Origin of the sequence: Mesorhizobium sp. M0909 (assembly GCF_040319515.1) — a bacterium.
Taxonomy (GTDB): Bacteria; Pseudomonadota; Alphaproteobacteria; order Rhizobiales; family Rhizobiaceae; genus Mesorhizobium.
The window spans coordinates 368534-389600 of sequence record NZ_JAMYOA010000003.1 but is presented as its reverse complement, the minus strand read 5'-3'; the positions used below and the strand labels follow the sequence as shown (position 1 = coordinate 389600).

Genomic DNA, 21067 nt, shown 5'->3' with positions numbered 1-21067 from the left:
CTGCAACGCGTCCTCTGCTGGCAACTCAGGCGTTCAGCCAGACGTTCTGGAGATCCATTTCGAAGGTTTGGTGCACACCGTAGTTCTTCACCTTCTCGTTCATGTGGCTGAACAGCTTCTGCCAGAACGGCTGAATGATGACGCCCGAATCCTGCAGGATCTGCTCGATGTCCTTCATGACCTCGCGGCGTTTCTCGACGTCGATGAGCGAGAGAGCCTGCTTGAGCTTGGCGTCAAAATCAGGGTTCGAGTAGCCGGTTTCGTTCCAGGCCTCGCCGGTGCGATAGCCGAGCGCCAACACCTGGACGCCAAGCGGGCGCATGTACCAGATGGTCATGGAATAAGGATATTTCGTCCAGTCGTTCCAGAAGGTCGAACCCGGCAGCACCGTGCGCTTCACTTTGATCCCGGCATCGCGCAACTGGCCGGCAATCGCGTCGCCGGTGTTCTTTTGCCAATCGTCCTCGACGGTGATCAGTTCATGCTCGAAGTCGGCCTGCCCGGCCTCCGCCATCAGCTTCTTGGCGCCCGCTGCGTCGCGTGTCTTCTTGGGCAGCGCGTAGTATTCCGGATGAATCGGGCTGACGTGGTGGTTTTCACCGACGGTGCCTCGCCCGGCATAGCCAAGTTCGAGCACCGCATTGTTGTCGACGGCCATCTGGAGGGCGTTGCGGACCCGCTTGTCATCGTAGGGTTTGTGCGTGATGTTGGTGCGGGCAACGAGCGTGGTCGCTGTCGCGACCTCCGATTTCACCAGCCCCATCTTGTCGAGGATGTCTATGAAGTCGGCAGGCGTCTCGAAGTTGAGATCGATTTCGCCGGAGTCGAATGCGTTTACGGACGCATTGAAATCGGTTCCGTAGTCGATGAATTCGACGCCGTCGAGAAGCGCTTCACCGCCCCACCATTTGCCATTTTCGCGACGTTTGACGACCGCTTTCTGGCCGACCGCATAAGACACCAGCTCGAACGGCCCGGTGCCAACCGGCTTCTCGATCGGATTGGCGCCGTCGGCGTCGAAGTTGCGATGGACCACCAGCGCCGGATAGTCGGTGAAGTTCGGGATCAGCGAGATGTCCGGTTCGTTCAGCTTCAGCTTCACCGTGTTGTCGTCGACCTTGGTGATCGCCCCTTCCCTGGCCTTGCCGGTCTTTGCATCGATCAGCGCACCGACGCGCGCGGCCATAGAATTGCCGGCGGCAGCCTTCTCGCACCAGCGCGTCAGATTGTAGACCACGTCATCGGCGCTAAAAGCATCGCCGTTGTTCCAGGCGATGCCCTTGCGAACATGCAGCACATATTCGGTGGCGTCGTCGTTGACCTCCCAGCTTTCGAGCAGAACCGGCTCGAAAGTGAACTGGCGCGTGTAGCGGACAAGCGGCTCCAGCCAGCAGCGTGAAATGTTCGCGAGTTCCACCCAGTCGTAGGTGCGCGGATCCTTTTGTGCCTTCACCGACATCGAAACGTGGAGCGTGCCGCCTTTCTTCGGCTCTTCAGCCAAAGCCCGCTGCGGCATGGCAAGGCCGATCATGCCGTAGGCAAAGGCCGTCGATGCGCCGAAGGCGCTTGCCAGAGCCAGAAACTCGCGCCGATCCACACGACCTGCACGCGCCTCGCTGGCCATCGCTTCGATGGCGCTCGGCACCCGATCACCGTTGCTTCTGAAGAGTGTCATTTTTTCCTCCGTTATGGTTCCCATCGGGTCTTCGCCCGTTATCAACTAACGCTGTCCGGCAGTTTCTCCTCGCGCCGCGCAATCAAATCTTTGAGACCATCGGCGATGCCCTCATCGAGCTTCGGCTCCTCGTAATCGGCGAGCATGTTGCGCGCTTTCTCGCGGCCGCGGGTGTCGTGGTCCTTTGCTCCTTCCGCCTTCCACTGTTCGAACGAATTGAAGTCCATGATGCTCGGTATGAAGAAGGCGGACTCGAAATGTTCGAGCGTGTGCTGGGTGCCGAGGAAATGGCCCTGCGGTCCGACCTCGCGGATAGCCGCCATAGCCTCCTTGAAATCGTCGAATGGCAGCCCGCCGGCATATTTGTACCAGCCGACAAGCTGCTCGCAGTCGGTGGCAAATTTCGAATAGCCGCAGGTCAGGCCGGCCTCGAGCCAACCGGCGGAGTGCCAGATGTAGTTGGCGCCGGCAAGGATGGCGGCATGCATCAGCATGTTCGCCTCGTAGCCCGCCTGGGCGTCGTTCAGCTTCGAGCCGACATGGAAACCGGACGTGCGCCACGGCAGCCGATACTTCCGCGCCAGCGCGCCCATGAGATACATCATCTGGGCCGCCTCCGGCGTGCCGCCCATGGGAGCGCCGGTCTTCATGTCGACCGTCACCATGAACTGTCCGTAGATCTGCGGCGAACCCGGACGCAACAGCTGTGTGAACGCGACACCCGCCAGCGCTTCGGCATTGACCTGCGCGACCGCACCGACGGCAGAGGCCGAAGTCGAGGCGCCGCAAAGAGCGAAGGGCGCGAGGATCAGCGGCTGGTTGTGGCGCGCATAGACTTTCATCGCGTCCAGCATGGTGGCATCCCAGACCAGCGGCGAATTGCAGTTGGTGATCGCCACCAGGACCGGGTTGTCGCGGACATAGTCCTCGCCGAACACGATGCCCGCCATCGCCATCGTGTCTTCGGCCCGATCCCTGGACGTCACGATGCCCATGAACGGCTTGTCGGAGTGCTTCAGCGCCGAATGGATGATGTGGAGGTGACGCTTCGGCACTGGAATTTCCATCGGCTCGCAGATGATCGAGCTCGACGAGTGCAGCGCCGGCGCCATGTAGGCGAGCTTGTGGAAATTGTGGAGGTCGGCGAGTGTGCCGTAGCGCCTGTTGTTGTCGAGGTCGCGCACGTATGGCGCGCCATACATCGGCACGAAGATGGAGTTGTTGCCGCCCACACGTACCGAACGCTGGGGATTCCTCGCATTGAGCGTAAATTCCGACGGGACCTTCGAGATGAGCTCCATGAGCAGGGCGCGGTCGATGCGGACCCTTGTCTCCGAGACATCGGCGCCCGCCGCCTTCCACATTGCGATCGCCTCGTCGTCGCGGAACTCGCATCCCACCTCTTCGAGGATCGAGAGCGATTCCTGGTGGATCAGTTCCACCGCCTCGTCCGGAACCATCTGATACACCGGAATCTTGCGGACCAGGGTCGGAAATGACGCAACGGGTGCGCCTCGCAGCGCCTTGCGCCCCAGGCGGCCACCCGCGCGACGATTGGTATGTTCGCTCACTTCAACGGCCGGTGCGTTCATGGAGGCTCCATCTTCCTGTCTCGACCAATCTAGCCAGACAAAATGCAGCTGTGACGCTGGAAAATCCTGATCTCTTGTATAAGGTCAGCTTATGCGAAGCTTGCGCCACCTGCTGCCGTCGGCGGGCAGCCTGATCGTTTTCGAGGCCGCCGGGCGGCTGTCGAGCTTTACCGCCGCCGGACGGGAGCTCGGCATGACGCAGGCTGCCGTGTCCTATGCGATCCGCGGGCTCGAAGAACAGCTCGGCGCCAAACTCTTCCAGCGCCGCCACCGGCAAGTCAGCCTTACCGAGGCCGGCGACCGCTTCCATGCCGACGTCTCGCTCGGCCTGTCGCACATTCGCAAGTCGGCGGAGGATCTGCGCCAGATCGCCGTCGGCGCGCATGTGACGCTCGCCGCCTCGACCGCCTTCGCCTCATTCTGGATGATGCCGCGCCTGCAGCAGTTTCGCGACGAATTGCCGGGCATCGACCTGCGCATCCAGACCGCCGACCGCGATCTCGACATCATCGCCGAGGACATCCCGCTCGGCGTCCGCGGCGGCGAGCCCAGGGAATGGCCGGATTATCATTCCCTGCCGCTGGCCGATGAAGTGATATTCCCCGTCGCCGGCGCGAGTTATGTGGCCCGGTTCGGGCTGCCGGAGCGTGTCGCGGACCTTCAATCGCACCGCCTCATCCATCTCGAAGAGCCGTTTCGCGAGGCCGCGAGCTGGGACGAGTGGTTCGCCTCGGCCGGTGTCGACATCGCCGATGCCGGACGTGGCTTGCGCATCAACGACTATGCGCTGGTGATCCAGGCAGTCATGGAAGGGCAAGGCATCGCGCTCGGCTGGGGTCACCTCGCCGAGCGGCTGCTGGCATCAGGGCTGCTGGTGCGCGTCACCGGCCACACGATGACGACCGGCAAGGGCTTTCATGTCATCTGGTCGAGGAACCGCGAGCTCAGCGACAACGCCCGCAAGGTACGGGACTGGCTGGCGGCGCAAGCATGAGGCTATCCCATCAATGCCCCGGTCAAACCGTCACGACAATCTTGCCGAATTGTTCGTTCGCTTCGAGATAACGATGCGCCTCGACGATCTGGTCGAACGGAAAGGTTCTGGCGATTGCCGGCTTCAGCGAACCCGAGCTTAGTCCGTCAAGGATGAACGCCTTGGCGGCCTGCAGCCGGACCGGATCGCGCACGATCTCATGCATGAGATAACCGCGCAGCGTCAGTGTCTTCGCCAGCACTGCAGGTAGCGGAAAGGGTGTCGGGTCGAGGCTCAAGCCGCCATATTCGATGAGAATGCCACCCGCTGCCATCACTGCCGTCAGAGGCTCGAAAATCGGACCGCCGACGGCGTCGAACACCACGCGCACGCCGTCCGGGCCGGCGATTTGCTTCAGCCTGGCCTCCAGATCTTCTTCCGCCGAAGCGATGACGTGGGCCGCGCCGAATGCAACCAAAGCCCGCTTCTTGGCAGACGTCCGTGTGACCGCGATCGGGGTCGCGCCAACCAGGTTGGCGATCTGGATCGCCGCAAGTCCGACACTGCTCGAGGCCGCAGTGATAACAACAAAGTCGTCCCGGCCAAGTTGGGCAATGTCGATCAGCGCACCATAGGCCGTGAGATATTGCATCCACGCGGCGGCGGCCTCTTCCCAGCTCAGCGCCGGCGGGTGCTTGACGACGAGCTCGGCGGGGTATGTGGCAATCTCACCATAGGCAGGCCAGCGGACCATCGACAATGGCGGCACGATGCTGACGGCATCGCCCGGCGCAAAACCGCTCACGCCTTGGCCGACCACCTCGACGATCCCCGCCGCCTCAAGCCCAAGACCCGAAGGTAAGGGCGCGGTCTGGATGTATCTGCCTGAACGGAGCAGCGCCTCGGCCCGGTTGAGACCCAACGCCTTGACACGGATCTGGACCTCGCCTCGCCCGGGCGCAGGCATGTCGACATTCTCGATGCGCAGAACCTCGGGACCACCAAGCTCATGAAAACGAACGACACGCGCCATCGGTCACAACTCCAAAATATTTGAACTGAATCAGCTATGCCAGTGGCGATCAGGCGGATAAATAGCCGCTTGAGTAGATCAGCAGAAACTGTAGGTTTTGAATATGGATCGCCTTACGAGCATGGCCGTGTTCGTCAAAGCCGTCGACCTTGGCTCGTTCGCGGCCGCGGCGGCCGCTCTCGATCTGTCCGGGCCGATGGTCGGCAAACATGTCCGGTTTCTCGAGGAGCGCCTGAGCGTGCGCCTCATCAACCGGACCACACGCCGCCAAAGCCTGACGGATTTCGGGCGCGCCTATTACGAACGCTGCCGGCTGGTGCTTGCCGAAGCGGAGGCCGCGGATGCACTCGCCGCCGACCAGCTTGCCGAACCGCGCGGAAAGCTGCGCGTGCTCATGCCGGTGCATTTCGGCCGGCGCTGCGTTGCCCCGATCCTGTTCGGGCTTGCGCAGCAATATCCGGCGCTGGAACTTGATCTGTCGTTCAGCGACACCCTCGCCGACCTCGCCGAGGACGGCTGCGATCTTGCCATTAGAACGGGCGACCTGGAGGACCAGGCCGAGGCAATGGCGCGTCGCATCGCGCGCCAGCACATGGTCGTCTGCGCGTCGCCGTCCTATCTCGACCGGCACGGCCAGCCGCAGGAAATAGATGACCTGGGCCGCCATCACGCGATCATCTACCGCCGTTCCGGGCGCGCCGTTCAGCCGTGGCTGTTTCCGCGCAACGGCCAGCCCGCGATGGAGATCCGGCCCGTCAGCAGATTGCGGCTCGACGATCTCGATGCCATTGCCGATGCCGCGGCCGCTGGCATGGGGCTCGCCTGGCTGCCGTACTGGCTGGTTCGCCGGCGCATCCAGGCAGGCGCGCTTGTCCTGCTATTGCCGGAACAATCCCGGTTTCTCTACGACGTTCATGCCCTTTGGTTGCAGACGCCTCATCTGCCGATGAAAGTCCGCCTTGCCGTCGATGCACTGGCGGCAGCGCTGCCCAAGCTCCTGAGTTGAAGGCACGCTCGCGGTCAGCTGCGCGGATTTCCTCGAGAACGACCCGACGATTGAACAATAATCTATATGGTAAGATTTCGAATATACAGGAGGTAAACCAGAACAACTGTTAGCGATATTGAAATAATCGTCCAAATAGTGAACAAAATTACTCTTGCAATACGACTCTTTCGACGCTGTATCCATCGAGCGAACTTTACCATTAAGTAATCTAGGATGACGTCCAAATGTCGCCTCCAACGGCCATTCGCTTCAGATTTTGGCCTTCGCCCGACTAAATCCACTAAGTCAATTGGGGGCCAAGCCCATTCACTTCAACAATTTTCCTATCTCTACATCGTGGCGGGACAGCACCCCCCTCTGGCCTGCCGGCCATCTCCCCCGCAAGGGGGGAGATTGGCGGTTCATGCGTCCCGCCAACCTTTGAGACATTGGAGACTGGCGGAGGCCGAGGCGACATCCGATCTCCCCCCTTGCGGGGGAGATGGCCGGCAGGCCAGAGGGGGGTGGGACGGAGCGCAACGGAGCAGTCTCCCTGCCTTGCAACAATCAACGCTATTCTCCCCCTCCCGCATCGGCCACGAATCCGCCTATAGTGCTGCCATGCCCATCCGCCAGCTTTCCGAAACGATGATCAACCAGATCGCCGCCGGCGAAGTCATCGAGCGTCCGGCAAGCGTGGTCAAGGAACTGGTCGAGAACGCGCTCGATGCCGGCGCTACCAGAGTCGAGATCGTCACCGCCGGCGGCGGGCTGAACCTGATCCGCGTCAGCGATGACGGCTCGGGCATTCCGGAAAAGGAACTGGCGCTGGCGATCGCGCGCCATTGCACCTCCAAGCTCGCCGACGACATTCACGACATCCGCTCGCTCGGCTTTCGCGGCGAGGCCTTGCCTTCGATCGGCTCGGTGGCGCGGCTGTCGATCCGCTCGCGCACCGTGTCCAGTGACAACGCCGCCGAGATCGGCATCGACGGCGGTCGCGTCTCCGCCGTCAGGCCGGCCGCCGCCAATCGCGGCACCACGGTCGAGGTGCGCGACCTGTTCTTCGCCACGCCGGCGCGGCTCAAATTCATGAAGGGCGAGCGCGCCGAAAGCTCGGCCATCGGCGACGTGGTCAAGCGCATCGCCATCGCCTTCCCCGCCGTGCGCTTCACTCTGGCCGGCCCGGACCGCTCGACGCTGGAACTGCCGGCGACCGACGACAGCCCGGAAGGCCGGCTGCGCCGGGTGGCACAGGTGATGGGCGCCGACTTTCCGGACAATGCGATCGCCATCGACGCGATGCGGGACGGCGTGCACCTCGCCGGCCATGTCTCGGTCCCCTCCTTCACCCGCGCCAACGCGCTACAGCAATACGCCTATGTCAACGGCCGCCCGGTGCGTGACAAATTGATCGCCGGCGCCATTCGCGGCGCCTTCGCCGACGTGCTGCCGCGCGACCGCCATGCCGTCACCGTGCTATTCCTGACGCTCGATCCGGCGATCGTCGACGTCAACGTCCACCCGGCCAAGGCAGACGTGCGCTTCCGCGACCCGGGGCTGGTGCGCGGGCTGATCGTCGGCGCCATCCGTGAAGCACTGGCCCATGCCGGCATCCGCGCCGCCACCACGGGGGCCGCCGGCATGATGGCGGCGTTCCGGCCAGGCGCGGCATCCTATGCGCATGGCGGGCCGGCCAACGGTCACCGCAGTTACGAGGCCGCCTATCGGGCCTCAGGCTTTGCCGGGTTCGATCCGGCCCGTTCGCCGCAGCGGCCGCTCGCTATGGGCGGCGGCTTGGGCGAGGACGAGCAGGCGGCGTTCGATGCCGGGCCGCTGCACAGTGCCGACGCGCGCGCCGGACAGGACCAGGCGGCAGAGACGCTGCTCGGCACGGCATTGGGCGCGGCGCGCGCACAAGTGCATGAGAACTACATCGTCGCCCAGACTAGGGATTCGCTCGTCATCGTCGACCAGCATGCGGCGCATGAGCGGCTGGTCTATGAGGCCTTGAAAAATGCGCTGCACTCACGCGCGGTGCCGTCACAGATGTTGCTGCTGCCCGAAATCGTCGATCTGTCGGAGGAAGATGCCGAGCGGCTCGCCATGCACTCCGAGACGCTGGCCCGCTTCGGCCTCGGCATCGAGCGCTTCGGCCCCGGTGCCGTCGCGGTGCGCGAGACGCCGTCGATGCTTGGTGAGACCAACGTCCAGCAGCTGGTGCGCGACCTCGCCGACGAGATCGCCGACAACGATACGGTCGACACGCTGAAGGAGCGGCTGGACAAAATAGCCGCGACCATGGCCTGCCACGGCTCGGTGCGTTCCGGCCGTCTGCTCAAGCCCGAAGAGATGAACGCGCTGCTGCGCCAGATGGAGGCGACGCCCGGCTCCGGCACCTGCAACCACGGCCGCCCCACCTACATCGAGCTCAAGCTGTCGGATATCGAGAGGCTGTTCGGCAGGCGGTAAGCCTTACCCTGCGCAATGCCAAGCGGGCACCCGCTCAGTTCACCAATTTATGATACTTTTTGGTTTTAGGAGAGAAAGCATAGTCCATGCTATAGCCGGCGCCGCCGCCGCGAAAGCTTACAGAAATAATCTCGACGGTTTTTTCCGTGTGTTTTTGAACGTTCATATAGATTGGTGTCATCAGCATACCCGCGTCGCAATCTTCGTCATCGAAAACGATCTCTTGAACGACTTTCTTGCTGCGCTTGCTGATGACTAGCAACTTTTCCATGCAAATGCCGGCGTCGGTTTTCGCGTAGATTCCCGCAAATCTATCGGTGGCGGTCTGCGCCCAGAACGGGATCTCAACGGTTCCATCAATCTTCCCGTCGCCGGTATCGTCCAGGCTCGCAACTTTCTTGAGCGTAACGGGATGTTTGTCCGCACCCTTGCTCCATGCCCCCGTTGCACCGCTTTCACCAATGTCCAGAGAAAATGGGCATCCAGTAGTGTCGACGGGCGTTTTCGATCCCATGACCAGGACCCGGTCGAATTCCTTGTCGTCCGCAACCTCGCAAAGGGACACGCTGGTGCCGTTGATCTTGCCGTACACGGCTATCGGGCTTTGCTTCGCGTCGTAGAAATAGCTCCCCTCGACCGTAATCCCGCTGCCGAAACTGTCATTCCTCTGCAGCGACAGATGGACTGGGTTAGGCCCAATGAAACCTTCGTAATTTTCGACCTGATACCAACCCGCGGCGGCTTTTTGGCTGAGCAGCAGCAAGAAAAACACTGCGGAGATAAACTGCATTCCCATGTCGACCCTTACTGCGCTTCGCCAACGCGATCAACATAGACACCCGCCTGGCTCGTGTCTGCATCGCAATGGCCGTCAGTAGCCGGTTTGAGTCGGCAAAAGGCCTCAACCATCTGATTCATCTCTTCAAATTCACCACGATGACGCCACCAAGCGCCAGCGCGCCGCCGATGATGCCGAGCACTGTCGGCACTTCGCCCAGCCAGAAGAAGCCGATCAGCGTCGCGACCGGCGAGACCAGGTAGAGGAAATTGGAAGCGCGCGCGGCGGGCAGCCGGGAAAGTGCTGTTGCCCACGCGGCATAGGCGATGAGGCTGGGCACGATGCCAAGAAAGATGACCGCGCCGAGCCCGGCGGTGTCGGCGACCGCCGCCTGCGCCAGACCGCTCGGCAGGAAGGGCGACAGGCAGAGCGCGCCAAGCGCCATGTTCGAGGCAGAGATCGTCAGCGGGTGGTGGCGGCCAAACAGCGGCTTCTGGACGATGGTGTTGACGGCCGAGCACAATGCCGAGCCGAGGACAAGCAGCGCACCACTGTTGAAATGGAGCCCTTGCCCCTCGCCCATGGCGATGATGCCGATACCGGCGAAGGACAGGAATGTGCCGGCCCAGGCCAGGCCCGAGAAGCGTTCGCCGAGCAGCGCCATGGCCATGATGGCGGTGAAGATCGGACTGACATTGATGATGAAGCCGGCGGCACCGGCCGAAACGGTCAGTTCACCGAAATTGAGCATCACCGTGTACAGCGCGACGAAGACGGCGCCACCGAAGACAAAGCGCCAGAGTTCATCGAGCCTGGGCAGTGCCGGCCGCTTGACAGCGAGAAAGATCGCCGCCGGAACCGCGGCGATGGCAAAGCGCAGCGCGCCAAGTTCCAGCGGCCCGAAAGCGGCAAGGCCGGCGCGGATCGCCGGAAAGGCCGAGGCCCAGCCGACCACCGTCAGCGCCACCGCGATGGCAGCCGCGGCATCCATGCGCTGTGTCGTATTCAACGTGCCGGTGTAAGCGCTCATCTGGGTGTCCTCGCGATCCAATGCCATGAAGTAGAGAAACGCTATTGCGGGTCGGTTGACAAACGAACAAATCGAGGATCACCTGTGACTATGGATCACAGCTTAGACCCGATGCTGCCGCTCGAAACGCTGCGCGCCTTCGACGCCGCGGCTCGGACCGGCAGCTTTTCGGCTGCGGCCGAGAAGCTCAATATCACCCATGGCGCCGTCAGCCGGCAGATCGCCAAGCTCGAGGGTTGGCTCGGGCTGAAAGTCTTCGACCGCGGCGCGCGCGGCGTCTCGCTGACCGTCGAAGGCAACCGCCTGCATCTGCGCACCACCGAAGCCTTCGCCCTGATCGCCAGCAATTCGGATCGCTGGGTTGAGCCGCGCGGCACGGCGGTGGTGCGGCTGACCTCGATCCCCTCGGTCAGCGGGCTGTGGCTGATGCCGCGCATGGCGGCGCTGGAGAATCACCCGTCCAAGCTGCGGATCATGCTCGACGTCGACATCCGCCAGGGCGATCTTGCCGACGAAGGCATCGACCTGTCGATCCGCTGCGGGCGCGGCCGCATTCCGGGCCGGATCTCGGTGCAGCTTTTCGAAGAATATGTGTTCCCGGTCGCCTCGCCGGAATTGGCCAGGGAGATCGGCCGCGGAGATCCTGCCCGGCTGCTCGAATTTCCGGTGATCAACGATTCCGACGCTTCGGCCTGGCGCGCCTGGTTTGCGGCGCAGGAGATGGACTATCGGCCGCGGCCGCACGACCGCCGTTTCGAGGACTACAACCTCGTGCTCGACGCCGCCGCGCACGGGCTCGGCATTGCGCTGGCACGTCCGCCGTTGACGGTGGACCAATTGAAGTCGGGCCGCATCGTCGCCGTCGACGAACGCAGCGTTCTCAGCCCGATATCCTACTGGCTCGACCGGCCGCTGGGGCGGCCGCGCGCAGCCGCCGCCGAGCTCGCCCGGCGCATCGCCGTCCAGGCAGGGCTGCCAGCGGAGAAGATCGAGCAGTTTATCACGGCCGAGGAAGGAGATGCCTAAGACGCGTCGCGTTCGACCGGCATCATGCGACGTGCTTCAGGTTCTTGTGTTTATGCATGTCGCGCAAAACCGCCGCACACTTTGCGCGACATGCATTGGCATTCGCTTTGCCGGCTTGTTTGAGCAAGTGTCACCAGAAACAGAACCAGGCAAGGCCAACCAAGCTTGACCTCGCCGCAATTTGTGGCGATGACATCGTCATGAATTTCGGCACCACCCCATGATGAACCGTTTCGAAGGTCCCGGCGGCAAGGAAGCCCGCATCCGCTATCTCGATGGCGACTTCCAGGTGACCAGCCCCGGCGCCTTCGTGCGCTGCGCGGTGACCGGCGAGAGCATCCCGCTCGACGAGCTCAAATACTGGAGTGTCGCCAGGCAGGAACCCTATGTGAATGCCGCCGCCTCGCTGCGCCGCGAGATCGAAGCGCATCCGGAACTGCGCCGCCGACGCTAGTCTAGCGCAGATGGGGAGTCGCCCCGTTGCGATCCTGCGCCCTCTGCCCCCCGGGTCAGGCCGGCAACACCGAAACTTTAGAGCCTATCTTGAAATAAAAAACCCGCCTCAGGCTCGAAGGCGGGTCACCGGCGAATCATCACCATACCGAAATCAGTAGCATAGCTGCCGGCACAAAGCAAGAACAAAATACGCTCGACCGGCGGAAAGCTGCAAATTCCAGTCCTACACCGCCTCGGTGCTCAAGCTGCTGATCGACCCCTCAGCCTGCGCTGCCGCCAGGCATCCAGCGTCTCGTCGATAATGCGCTGCGGCACGTGGTCAAGCTCGAACACAGTGTCGATCTTCAGCACATCGAGCCCGTCGAGGAATTCTGGCGGTGCTGCGCCGTGACGCAGGCGGGCAGCGTCCTTGGCGGTGGTAATGAGGCCAAGCCCGGCTTTACGTGCTGTCGCCGCCAATTCGGCAAGCTCGTCCGCACTGTAGAAATGATGGTCTGGAAATGGTCGGGTCAGCGCAAGCTCGCCCCCGGCCTCGCTTACGGTGTCGAAAAACCTGTCGGGATGACCGATGCCGGCGAACGCCAGGAACCGCCTGCCGGCCAGCGTCACCTTGCTGCTCGGCACGGTATGCGCCTCGAAGATCGGCCGGCCGGCGCGCGCTGCCTGGCGCACAACCGTATCGGCCGCTGTGCCCTCGCCCATTTTCAGCAAGGCGCTGGTGAAGACCAATTGGTCGACGATGTTTGCCCGCAGCGGCCCACCGGGGATGACGCGGCCATTGCCGATGCCATGGCGCGCGTCGACGACGACGAGCGCATAGTCGATGTGGATGCGCGCGCTCTGAAAACCGTCATCCATGATCAGGAAATCGCAGCCGAGCTTCTCCAGCAGAAGCCTGGCGCCGGCGGCCCGATTCGGCGTCACCGCGACCGGCGCGTGTTCGGCCAGAAGCAGCGGCTCGTCGCCGACATGCTTGGCGGCGTCGTGGTGCGGATCGACGATATGCGGCTGCGCGAAGGAGCCGCCATGGCCGCGTGACAGGAAACCCGGATTGAGCTGCATGCGCCGGGCCTGCTCGGCCAATGCGATGGCCACCGGCGTCTTGCCGGTGCCGCCGACGGTGAAGTTGCCGACGCAGAGCACCGGCGCCTCGACCTTTTCGCGCGGTGCATGCCGCATGCGGCGACCGGCGACAAGCGCATAGATGGCGGAGAGCGGCGACAGCGCCGTGACCCGCCAGTCGGGCTCTTCCCACCAGAAGGGCGGCGCTTCCGAGGTCACGTCAGCGCCCGTTCGCGCCCTTCAGGCGCGACTTGACGACCAGCGGCTGGATATAGGGCTCGAGCGACCTGAGCGTATGTGCCAGCGCACCGCGCATCTCGTCGACGGTCGCCGCGCCCGCCGCCATCATCTCATGGCGGGCCGCCTCGTTGGTCAAAAGGAAATTGACGGCGCCGGCCAGCATATCGCGGTCGCGCACCAGCTTAGCGCCGCCGCTATCGAGCAGGCGCTGATAGGCCTCGCGAAAATTCTGGACATTGCGGCCGGCAAGCACCGCCGTCTCCAGCATGGCCGGTTCCAGCGGGTTCTGACCGCCCTCGGAAGTCAGCGAACGGCCGACAAAGGCGATTTCCGTCAGTCTCAGATAAAGCCCCATTTCGCCGATCGTGTCGCCGAGCAGTATATCGGTGTCGGCAGTGATCCTGTCGCCCTTGCTGCGCTGCGCCAGCTTCAGGCCCATGCCGGAAATCTGGGCGGCCAGCTGCCCGGCGCGATCGGGATGGCGCGGCACGATGATCGTCAAAAGCCCGTGGTGGCGCTTGTGCAGCATCGCATGAACTTCGGCGGCGACCGCCTCTTCGCCATCATGGGTCGAGATCGCCGCCCAGGTCGGGCGACCGCCGATCTGGCGTTTCAGCGCCGCCAGTGCTCGCTCGTCGGCCGGCGGCGGCGCGGTGTCGACCTTGAGATTGCCGGACACGGTGACCGGCCGGGCGCCGAGCGAAAGGAAGCGCTCGCCATCGAGATCCGATTGGGCAACGACATGGGCGAGATTTTCGAACAATGCTTCGGCAATGTTGGCGCGCTTCTTCCAGGATTTGAAAGAGCGGTCGGACAGCCTGCCGTTGACCAGAACCTGCGGCACGCGGCGGGCGCCGAGTTCCAGGATGGTCATCGGCCAGATCTCCGATTCGGCGATGATCGCCAGGTCCGGCTGCCAATGGTCGAGGAAGCGGCTGACCGCCGGCTTGAGGTCGAGCGGCACATATTGGTGGATGATGCGGTCGCCCAGCCGTTCTTCGGCGACCTGCGCCGAGGTGACGGTGCCTGTGGTCAGCACGATGTTGACGCCGTAATCGAGAATGCTCTCGACCAGCGGCACGACGGCGATGGTCTCGCCGACGCTGGCTGCATGGATCCAGATCACCGGGCCTTCGGGGCGCTCGCGTCCGGCGACGCCGTAGCGTTCACGCCGGCGAATGCGGTCCTCCTTGCCTCTGGATGTGCGCCAGGCGACGTAAGGTCCGACCAGCGGGTAAGCGGCGGCGCCGGCGAAACGGTATGCCGTCAGGAAGGCGCGCGCCCAGCGCATACTCATTTCGAACCGTCCACAAGGCGATAGGCCTCGGCAGTCGCGGCATTGAGCGAGGCCGTGACCTCCTGGCGCTTGCGTTCCATTTCCGCGGCGTCGGCGTTGGCCGGCACGAAGACAGGCGTGCCGACGACGATCGAGGAGCGGCCGAAGGGCAAGTTGATCGTCGTCTTGTCCCAGCTGCCCTCGATCACCTTGCGGCGGCTGGTGGCTATCGCGGCAGGCAGGATCGGCCGGCCGGACAGCCGCGCCAGGAGGACGACACCGAGCCCCGCATCGCGCGGCGTGCCGTGGGGAATATCAGCAATCATGGCGACATTCTTACCGGTGGCGAGCGACTTTTTGAGGGCGATGAGCGCCTTGGCCCCGCCCTTGTCGAGATGCCTTGCGCTTTCACGCCCGCCAGAGCCGCGCACCGCCTCGATGCCGAATTTCTCGACCATCAGCGCGTTGAGCTCGGCATCGGCGCTGCGCGACACCATGGCAACCAGCGGCCGTCCCTTGGGATAATAGGCCGGGGTCAGCAAATGCTGGCCGTGCCAAAGCGCGATGATGCCAGGCTCGAGCTGCGCATAGGCGCCGCCGGAAAACTTGGCCGATCCGTCGACCATGCGGTTGGTCAAGCGGACAAGGCGGACGAAATACGCAAACAGCGCGGCAAGCGCATTCTTGACGAATCGCGACTGCGCCAGCGGTTCGCGGATCTTGCGCCAGAACGTCTTCGGCTTGCGACGTCTGACCGCCGACCGCGGGGCTGAACGCTTGACCGCTTCATGGTTCATCGATGTCAACCGACAGCCTTGTTTTCGGGGTCGAGCAGGCGGTGCAGGTGAACGACGAAATAGCGCATATGGGCATTGTCGACACTAGCTTGCGCCTTGGCCTTCCAGACGGCGTGCGCCGATTGATAGTCCGGATAAATGCCGACGATGTCGAGCGCGTCGAGATCGCGGAATTCGGTGCCGCCCAGCTTCTTGAGTTCGCCGCCGAACACCAGGTGCAAAAGCTGTTTCTTTCCGTCTTCAGCGGCCATGTCGATCCTTCACATATCGTGAGTTTGGGACAGGTCTAGACCAAAGCCGCCGACTTTGGAACTATTGATAATGTTCAATTGTCCAGCCCGGCGATGACGCCGGCGAGCACGGCGAGGAGTTCGCCGCTGCCGGCGGCGAGCGGTCCGTGACGGATCACTTCGCCGGCATAGAGCGGCGCGCGGCCGTGCCGATCGAGCACGGCGCCGCCTGCCTCGCGCAGGATGAGATCGGCCGCGGCGATGTCCCAGTCATGCGCGTTGGCCTTGACGAAGGTGGCATCGAGCTGGCCGCCGGCGATCATGGCCAGCCGGTAGGCGAGCGACGGAATATAGGGCACCCGCTTCAGCCGTTTGTGCCATTTCGCCGGCAGCAGGTCGATCATCGGCTTCGGTCCGGCGATTTCGGCCGTTTCCGCCGGCGGACGCACGCTGATGCGCTTGCCATTCAGGAACGCGCCCTCGCCGGGCAGCGCCCAATAGATCTCGCCCTTCGCCGGGCAGTCGAGCACGCCGGCAAGCGTGCGGCCGTTCTCGACCACCGCGACGCTGACGCACCATGTGGGCAAGCCCTCGAGGAAGCCGCGCGTGCCGTCGATCGGATCGACGACGAAGGTGCGGCGCGCGATAAGCCTTACCGGGTCGTCGACGGTTTCCTCGGACAGCCAGCCATAGTCCGGCCGGGCCGCCAGCAAGGTTTCGCGCAGATATTTGTCGGCGGCGTGATCGGCTTCGCTGACCGGCGAGGTGCCGCCCTTCATCCACACCTGCGGATTGTTGTTGAAGTACTGCATGGCGATGAGCCCTGCCTCGCGGGCAGCGTCGAGCAGCAGCTGCAGGTCTTCAGTAGCGCCGGCCGAGACGGCCGGATCAAGCTCCGGCAAGGGTCATTCCTTCGATCAAAAGCGTGGGCGCGGCAGTGCCGAAATTGCGGTCGAGATCGCTCGCCGGAACCATGTTGAGGAACATGGTTTTCAAATTGGAGGCGATGGTCACCTCGGCGACGGGATAGGCCAGCTCGCCGTTATCGATCCAGAAGCCGGAAGCGCCGCGGCTATATTCGCCCGTCACCATGTCGACGCCCTGGCCGAACACTTCGGTGACGTAGAAGCCGGTCTTGAGCGACTTGATCAGCTCTTCCGGCGTCCGTTCGCCAGGCTCGATTGCAAGATTGGTCGATGACGGGGAGACCGACGAGCCGTTGCGCGAGCCGCGCCCATTGGTGACGAGGCCGAGTTCCCGCGCTGCGGAAGTCGACAGGAACCAGTGGTTGAGCACGCCCTTGTCGACCATGAACAGTTTTTCGCCCTCGACGCCTTCGCCGTCGAACGGGCGCGAGGCCTGGCCGCGGCGCCGGAGCGGCTCGTCGGTGACGGTAATTGCGGCCGAAGCCACCTTCTTGCCCATCATGTCGCGCAGAAAGCTGGTCTTGCGTGCCACCGCGGCGCCATTGATGGCACCAGCGAGATGGCCGGCAATGCCGCGCGCCACGCGCGGATCGAACACCACGTCGACCGGCCCGGTCGCAGCCTTGCGCGCGCCAATACGGCGTACGGCGCGCTCGCCGGCCTTGCGGCCGATGTCTTCCGGCGCGTCGAGATCGGAAAAATGCTGGCGCGAGGAGAATTCGTAATCGCGCTCCATGCCGGTGCCCTCGCCGGCGATCACGCTGGTCGAGCGCGAAAAGCGCGACGCGACATAATGGCCGACAAACCCATGCGAAGTGGCGAGCACGAGGCCGCCCAGCCCGGCACTGGCGCTACTGCCGGCCGAATTGGTGACGCCCTTGACGGCAAGCGCCGCCGCCTCGGCGGCAAGGGCTGCTTCCTTCAACTGGTCCGCCGATACCTGAGTGGCGTCGAAGAGATCGAGGTCGCGCGGCGTCTTGACCAGCAAGGCCGGATCGGCGAGACCCTGATAGGGATCTTCGGGCGACACTTTGGCCATGGCGACGGCACGCTCGGCCAGCATATTGGGGTCGGATGCCGCCGTTGCCGAAACGCTCGCTACCCGCTTGCCGACGAAGACACGCAGCGAGACGTCTTCGCTCTCGGACGCCTCTGTGCCTTCGACCTTGCCGAGCCGCACCGACACGCCGGTCGAACGGCCGCGCACCGCAACCGCATCGGCGGCATCGGCGCCGGCCCGTTTGGCAGCCTCGACCAGGGCTGCGACGCGATCGGTCAGTTTCGCTGCGTCGAGCGTATCGGTCATGCGCATGATCCTGTTATTTCCGGCCGGCTGAAGGGCAGCCGTCGATGCACCATCTATTGTCCCGGCGCGGCTTCTGCAATGGGAGAAGCGGACAATCAGGGGGCATCCAGCCCAGGTCGGCGCGACTCCTGATCGCAACCCGACGGCGAAATGTTCGATCGATCAGGCGCGGAAGCGATCAGCCGAAAACGCCGCGAGACGCGCTGGATCGCCGGGACCAATGATCAGCTCGGCGACCAGGCGCGCGGTGATCGGCGCGAGTGTCAGGCCGAGATGACCATGACCGAAGGCATGGATCACTCTGGAGCTGCCGCGCGACGGACCGATGACGGGCCGGGAATCGGTGACATTCATCGAGTCCGGGAAGTACAGACCGCTGGCCCCGGTCGCGGGCAGGCCGGGCTCCAGCGCGCCACCGCTTCCGGCATCAGAACCTCTTGATGGACGCCAAACCCGGCGCGCAGCGCCCTGCCCCCAGCGGCCTTGGCGAAATCGCTCTCGCGACGATACAAGTAGAGACAGCCGTTGGAGCGCGGCAAGTCTGCCAGGTCAGCGTCCGCCACCACCTCCTCCCAGGCCGTCAGGGCCTCGGCCAGCAGACCGGCGAGCGCCAGCGCATTGGCGCGGGTGGCCGCCGGAAGCGATTGGCGCACGAATTGGAGGCATTGAAAGAGTGCCGCCGGAGCAGGCGATCTTCCTGCAGGTGTTCATGCCCACATTCTTCGTCGCCGCGGCGGAGACGCTGGCCACGCTGATACTGGGCTTCCCCCTCGCCTGCCTCATCGCCTCCGTGCCCAAGGGCCTCGCATGGTGATCCTGTTTCTCCTCCTGATCCTCGTTCCGGTTCCCTTGTCGTTCAACAGCGGCGCCTTCTTCATCTTTCCGCTGGAGGGGATTTCGACGCGCTGGTACGCGGTCGTGCTCGGCACCCAACGCTGGCAATCAGCGATCGGGAACAGCCTGATCGTTGCGTTCGGGACGACGCTGATCGCGACGACACTCGGCACGTTTGCAGCGATTGCGCTTTCCGACGAAAAGTTTCCCGGCCGCCGCATCGTCATGCCGCTGCTGCTGTCGCCGCTGATCGTGCCGGTGGTGATCACCGCCGTTGGCTCATAGCGTGTGCGGCAGTCAGCCTGTAGAGTTGGGATCGGCTGGATCCACCCACGGGCGGCCCAATCGTGTCACCATCGCCGCGTACCCGACAGCACCTGCCGCCCAAAGAAAGATGCCAAGCTCTTTGACGGCGTCTTCGGCGATGTCGACCGCCGAATCCGGGGTTGGAAACAGCTCTCCCAGCTGGTCGATGGCTGCTGACATCGCGAGTAGGAAGCCTGCGGCCACAAATACGATCGTGCCCTCGAATGTCTTCCGTCGCAGCCGAAAGAACCAGAACAACCCGGCGACGGCATAGGCAATCATGGGAACAATCTCTGGTATCGCAACAACGGGCAGCACGTCCTCATGGATCAACAACAGGTCATCGAGGCCCAAGACCAGGGTAAGGCCGCCGAGAAACGTGCAATCCCATCGGCGCGTGAGCCGACCAGCAAACAGGGTCGCAGCGCCGGTGCCGATCCATAGTGAGGCACCTAAAGACGAAATCCACCCCGTGTAGAAGCCGACGTCGGCGGCTGCAGATGGATCTCGATAGAAGATCGTAGCGTCCAGACCTAGAATTTGCGCGACGAACAGCGCGGCCAAGAGCATCACAACGTTAATCGCTGCGGCCGCAAGTATGACCAAGCGCCAGGACATTGTCCATTCGCCGCCATGCTTTGCGTCCAGCGCGTTCTTGTCTGGCATTGTGCCCAGGCCCATTCTAAGTACGCTGGCCGCTAGCTCCGCTGCGCCGCGAACTCCGCCAGCACTATGCCGGCCCACCATGATCGCGGCAACACACGGAACGGTTGCAGCGCTTCGCCCATGACCAGTCGTCCTGGTGCAGTTCCTGGCCAGTGCCAACGGCCGCGCGAAAAGCTCTCCCGGCAATCACCGCCGCCGGCACGCTGGTGATGGGTCTGTCGATGTTCGTCGTCGCTAATCTTCTGGCCGACGGAGCCAGCGGCGGCCTGGCCTGACATGTAATTGGTCCAAATCTGACGCCTCGGTCAGCCCAACCTCTCGTCAGGGACCAGCCACCGGCGTCCAGATCACGTCGTCGACCCTGAGCGCGCCGGTGGCGAGCATTACCAGCCGGTCGAAGCCGAGCGCCGCGCCGCTCGCCTGCGGCATGATGGCGAGCGCGGCGAGGAAATCCTCGTCGATCGGGTAGCGTTCGCCATAGACGCGCTGCTTCTCGTCCATCTCGGCGGCAAAGCGCCGGCGCTGCTCGGCCGGATCGGTCAATTCGCCAAAGGCGTTGGCGAGCTCGACGCCGCAGCAATAGAGCTCGAAGCGCTCGGCGGTGCGTGGATCGTCGGCGCTCGGCCGGGCCAATGCCGCCTCCGAGATCGGGTAGCCGTAGAGGATTGTGGCACACCCCTGCCCCAGCGCCGGTTCGATTTTTTCGACCATCACCCGGCTGAACAGGTCGGCCCAATTGTCGTCGGGCGCGGTCCGCAATTCGGCCTGGACCAGGGCGGCATGCAAACCCTCGCGGTCGGTGCTGCCGTCGGCTGCTACCGTCGCCAGCAGATCGATGCCGGCATGGCGCATGAAGGCCTCGGCGACGCTCAACCGTTCCGGCTCGGCAAACGGGTCGGCCTCGCGGCCGCGGAAGCTAAGACGCTTTGCGCCCGCCCGTTCGGCCGCCAGCGCGACGAGCTCGGCGCAATCGCGCATCAGGCTCTCATAGGTCTCGCCGACGCGGTACCATTCGAGCATGGTGAACTCAGGATGGTGCAAGGGGCCGCGCTCGCGGTTGCGCCACACAGCCCCGAAGCTGAAGATGCGCTCTTCGCCGGCAGCAAGCAGCTTCTTGCAGGCGAATTCTGGCGAAGTATGGAGATAGAGCGGCTGGCGCTGCCCGTCCGGCCCGATCGCCTCGGTGGCAAAGGCCGACAGGTGCGCTTCATTGCCGGGCGAGACCTGCAGGGCCGATGTCTCCACCTCGACGAAGTCGCGGCGGGCGAACCAGTCGCGCATGCCGGCGGCAATGGCGTTGCGCAGAATCAGCCGCGGCCGGCGGTCGGCGTGGACATGCGGCGTCCACCACGGCGAAGCGGCGGTCATCGGCTTCAGGGGAATTGCACAGAGGGCTGGCGA

Annotated in this window: 23 protein-coding genes; 8 read left to right on the top strand and 15 right to left on the bottom strand. The window is 63.8% G+C overall.

Annotation, left to right across the window (positions count from 1 at the left end):
* Positions 1-25: 25 nt before the first annotated feature.
* Both NKH83_RS06550 and NKH83_RS06545 read right to left on the bottom strand, forming a co-directional pair.
* Positions 26-1675 (bottom strand): ABC transporter substrate-binding protein, encoded by a 1650-nt coding sequence (locus NKH83_RS06550; protein WP_352802677.1) that lies wholly within the window; start codon positions 1673-1675, stop codon positions 26-28.
* Between the two features lie 41 nt (positions 1676-1716).
* Complete coding sequence (locus NKH83_RS06545) at positions 1717-3267, bottom strand: trimethylamine methyltransferase family protein (RefSeq protein ID WP_352479944.1); 1551 nt, start codon at positions 3265-3267, stop codon at positions 1717-1719.
* 91 nt (positions 3268-3358) lie between these two features.
* On the opposite strand from NKH83_RS06545, the gene NKH83_RS06540 reads away from it, so the two are divergent.
* Positions 3359-4261, top strand: a complete 903-nt coding sequence (locus tag NKH83_RS06540) for a LysR substrate-binding domain-containing protein (protein ID WP_254817464.1) — start codon at positions 3359-3361, stop codon at positions 4259-4261.
* A 22-nt stretch (positions 4262-4283) separates the two neighbouring features.
* Here the strand turns inward: NKH83_RS06540 and NKH83_RS06535 are convergent, their stop codons facing one another.
* A complete protein-coding gene (locus tag NKH83_RS06535; RefSeq protein ID WP_352479943.1) occupies positions 4284-5273 on the bottom strand; it encodes a zinc-dependent alcohol dehydrogenase family protein in 990 nt (329 codons plus the stop codon).
* A 103-nt stretch (positions 5274-5376) separates the two neighbouring features.
* Here NKH83_RS06535 and NKH83_RS06530 point away from each other — a divergent pair, with 103 nt between their 5' ends.
* Together NKH83_RS06530 and mutL are read left to right on the top strand one after the other, a co-directional pair.
* The gene (locus tag NKH83_RS06530; protein WP_352479942.1) at positions 5377-6279 is read left to right on the top strand and encodes a LysR family transcriptional regulator; all 903 of its coding nucleotides are present in this window, start codon (positions 5377-5379) and stop codon (positions 6277-6279) included.
* 603 nt (positions 6280-6882) lie between these two features.
* Entirely contained in the window at positions 6883-8733 is a 1851-nt protein-coding gene (gene mutL / locus NKH83_RS06525; RefSeq protein WP_352479969.1) for a DNA mismatch repair endonuclease MutL, read from the top strand.
* 34 nt (positions 8734-8767) lie between these two features.
* On the opposite strand, the gene NKH83_RS06520 is transcribed toward mutL, so the two are convergent.
* On the bottom strand, positions 8768-9523 hold the full coding sequence (locus NKH83_RS06520) for a hypothetical protein (RefSeq protein WP_352479941.1): 756 nt from the start codon (positions 9521-9523) through the stop codon (positions 8768-8770).
* Between the two features lie 124 nt (positions 9524-9647).
* Positions 9648-10541 (bottom strand): DMT family transporter, encoded by an 894-nt coding sequence (locus NKH83_RS06515; RefSeq protein ID WP_352802671.1) that lies wholly within the window; start codon positions 10539-10541, stop codon positions 9648-9650.
* Between the two features lie 90 nt (positions 10542-10631).
* Between NKH83_RS06515 and NKH83_RS06510 the strand changes: the two genes are divergently transcribed.
* Positions 10632-11567 carry a LysR family transcriptional regulator gene (locus tag NKH83_RS06510; protein WP_352479939.1) on the top strand — a complete coding sequence of 312 codons (936 nt, stop codon included), beginning with the start codon at positions 10632-10634 and terminating at the stop codon, positions 11565-11567.
* Positions 11568-11787: 220 nt separating this feature from the next.
* Positions 11788-12021: a DUF2093 domain-containing protein gene (locus tag NKH83_RS06505; RefSeq protein ID WP_031211156.1), complete on the top strand. Its 234-nt coding sequence runs from the start codon at positions 11788-11790 to the stop codon at positions 12019-12021.
* A gap of 242 nt (positions 12022-12263) precedes the next feature.
* On the opposite strand, the gene lpxK is transcribed toward NKH83_RS06505, so the two are convergent.
* The 8 genes from lpxK to NKH83_RS06465 form a co-directional block, all read right to left on the bottom strand.
* On the bottom strand, positions 12264-13304 hold the full coding sequence (gene lpxK, locus NKH83_RS06500; RefSeq protein ID WP_352479938.1) for a tetraacyldisaccharide 4'-kinase: 1041 nt from the start codon (positions 13302-13304) through the stop codon (positions 12264-12266).
* 1 nt (position 13305) lies between these two features.
* Positions 13306-14622, bottom strand: coding sequence for a lipid IV(A) 3-deoxy-D-manno-octulosonic acid transferase (gene waaA / locus NKH83_RS06495; protein WP_254817457.1), 1317 nt, complete (start codon positions 14620-14622; stop codon positions 13306-13308).
* The gene (locus NKH83_RS06490; protein WP_023717166.1) at positions 14619-15398 is read right to left on the bottom strand and encodes a lysophospholipid acyltransferase family protein; all 780 of its coding nucleotides are present in this window, start codon (positions 15396-15398) and stop codon (positions 14619-14621) included. Before NKH83_RS06490 ends, waaA begins: the two co-directional genes overlap by 4 nt.
* 5 nt (positions 15399-15403) lie before the next feature.
* Positions 15404-15649 (bottom strand): DUF4170 domain-containing protein, encoded by a 246-nt coding sequence (locus NKH83_RS06485; protein WP_023674378.1) that lies wholly within the window; start codon positions 15647-15649, stop codon positions 15404-15406.
* A gap of 74 nt (positions 15650-15723) precedes the next feature.
* Positions 15724-16530, bottom strand: a complete 807-nt coding sequence (locus NKH83_RS06480) for a 3'(2'),5'-bisphosphate nucleotidase CysQ (protein WP_352802486.1) — start codon at positions 16528-16530, stop codon at positions 15724-15726.
* Positions 16517-17860, bottom strand: coding sequence for a TldD/PmbA family protein (locus tag NKH83_RS06475; protein WP_352479936.1), 1344 nt, complete (start codon positions 17858-17860; stop codon positions 16517-16519). Before NKH83_RS06475 ends, NKH83_RS06480 begins: the two co-directional genes overlap by 14 nt.
* A 162-nt stretch (positions 17861-18022) precedes the next feature.
* The gene (locus NKH83_RS06470) at positions 18023-18214 is read right to left on the bottom strand and encodes an FAD-dependent oxidoreductase (RefSeq protein ID WP_352479935.1); all 192 of its coding nucleotides are present in this window, start codon (positions 18212-18214) and stop codon (positions 18023-18025) included.
* Positions 18211-18513 (bottom strand): hypothetical protein, encoded by a 303-nt coding sequence (locus tag NKH83_RS06465; protein WP_352479934.1) that lies wholly within the window; start codon positions 18511-18513, stop codon positions 18211-18213. Before NKH83_RS06465 ends, NKH83_RS06470 begins: the two co-directional genes overlap by 4 nt.
* Positions 18514-18533: 20 nt before the next feature.
* Between NKH83_RS06465 and NKH83_RS06460 the strand changes: the two genes are divergently transcribed.
* Positions 18534-18674, top strand: a complete 141-nt coding sequence (locus tag NKH83_RS06460; RefSeq protein ID WP_352479933.1) for a hypothetical protein — start codon at positions 18534-18536, stop codon at positions 18672-18674.
* Entirely contained in the window at positions 18668-18979 is a 312-nt protein-coding gene (locus NKH83_RS06455) for an ABC transporter permease (RefSeq protein WP_352479932.1), read from the top strand. Before NKH83_RS06460 ends, NKH83_RS06455 begins: the two co-directional genes overlap by 7 nt.
* 12 nt (positions 18980-18991) lie before the next feature.
* Here NKH83_RS06455 and NKH83_RS06450 read toward each other — a convergent pair whose 3' ends face one another.
* On the bottom strand, positions 18992-19666 hold the full coding sequence (locus NKH83_RS06450; protein ID WP_352479931.1) for a DUF8692 domain-containing protein: 675 nt from the start codon (positions 19664-19666) through the stop codon (positions 18992-18994).
* 104 nt (positions 19667-19770) lie between these two features.
* On the opposite strand from NKH83_RS06450, the gene NKH83_RS06445 reads away from it, so the two are divergent.
* On the top strand, positions 19771-19941 hold the full coding sequence (locus NKH83_RS06445; RefSeq protein WP_352479930.1) for a hypothetical protein: 171 nt from the start codon (positions 19771-19773) through the stop codon (positions 19939-19941).
* A gap of 46 nt (positions 19942-19987) precedes the next feature.
* Here NKH83_RS06445 and epmA read toward each other — a convergent pair whose 3' ends face one another.
* The gene (gene epmA, locus NKH83_RS06440) at positions 19988-21034 is read right to left on the bottom strand and encodes an EF-P lysine aminoacylase EpmA (protein ID WP_352479929.1); all 1047 of its coding nucleotides are present in this window, start codon (positions 21032-21034) and stop codon (positions 19988-19990) included.
* Positions 21035-21067: the final 33 nt, after the last annotated feature.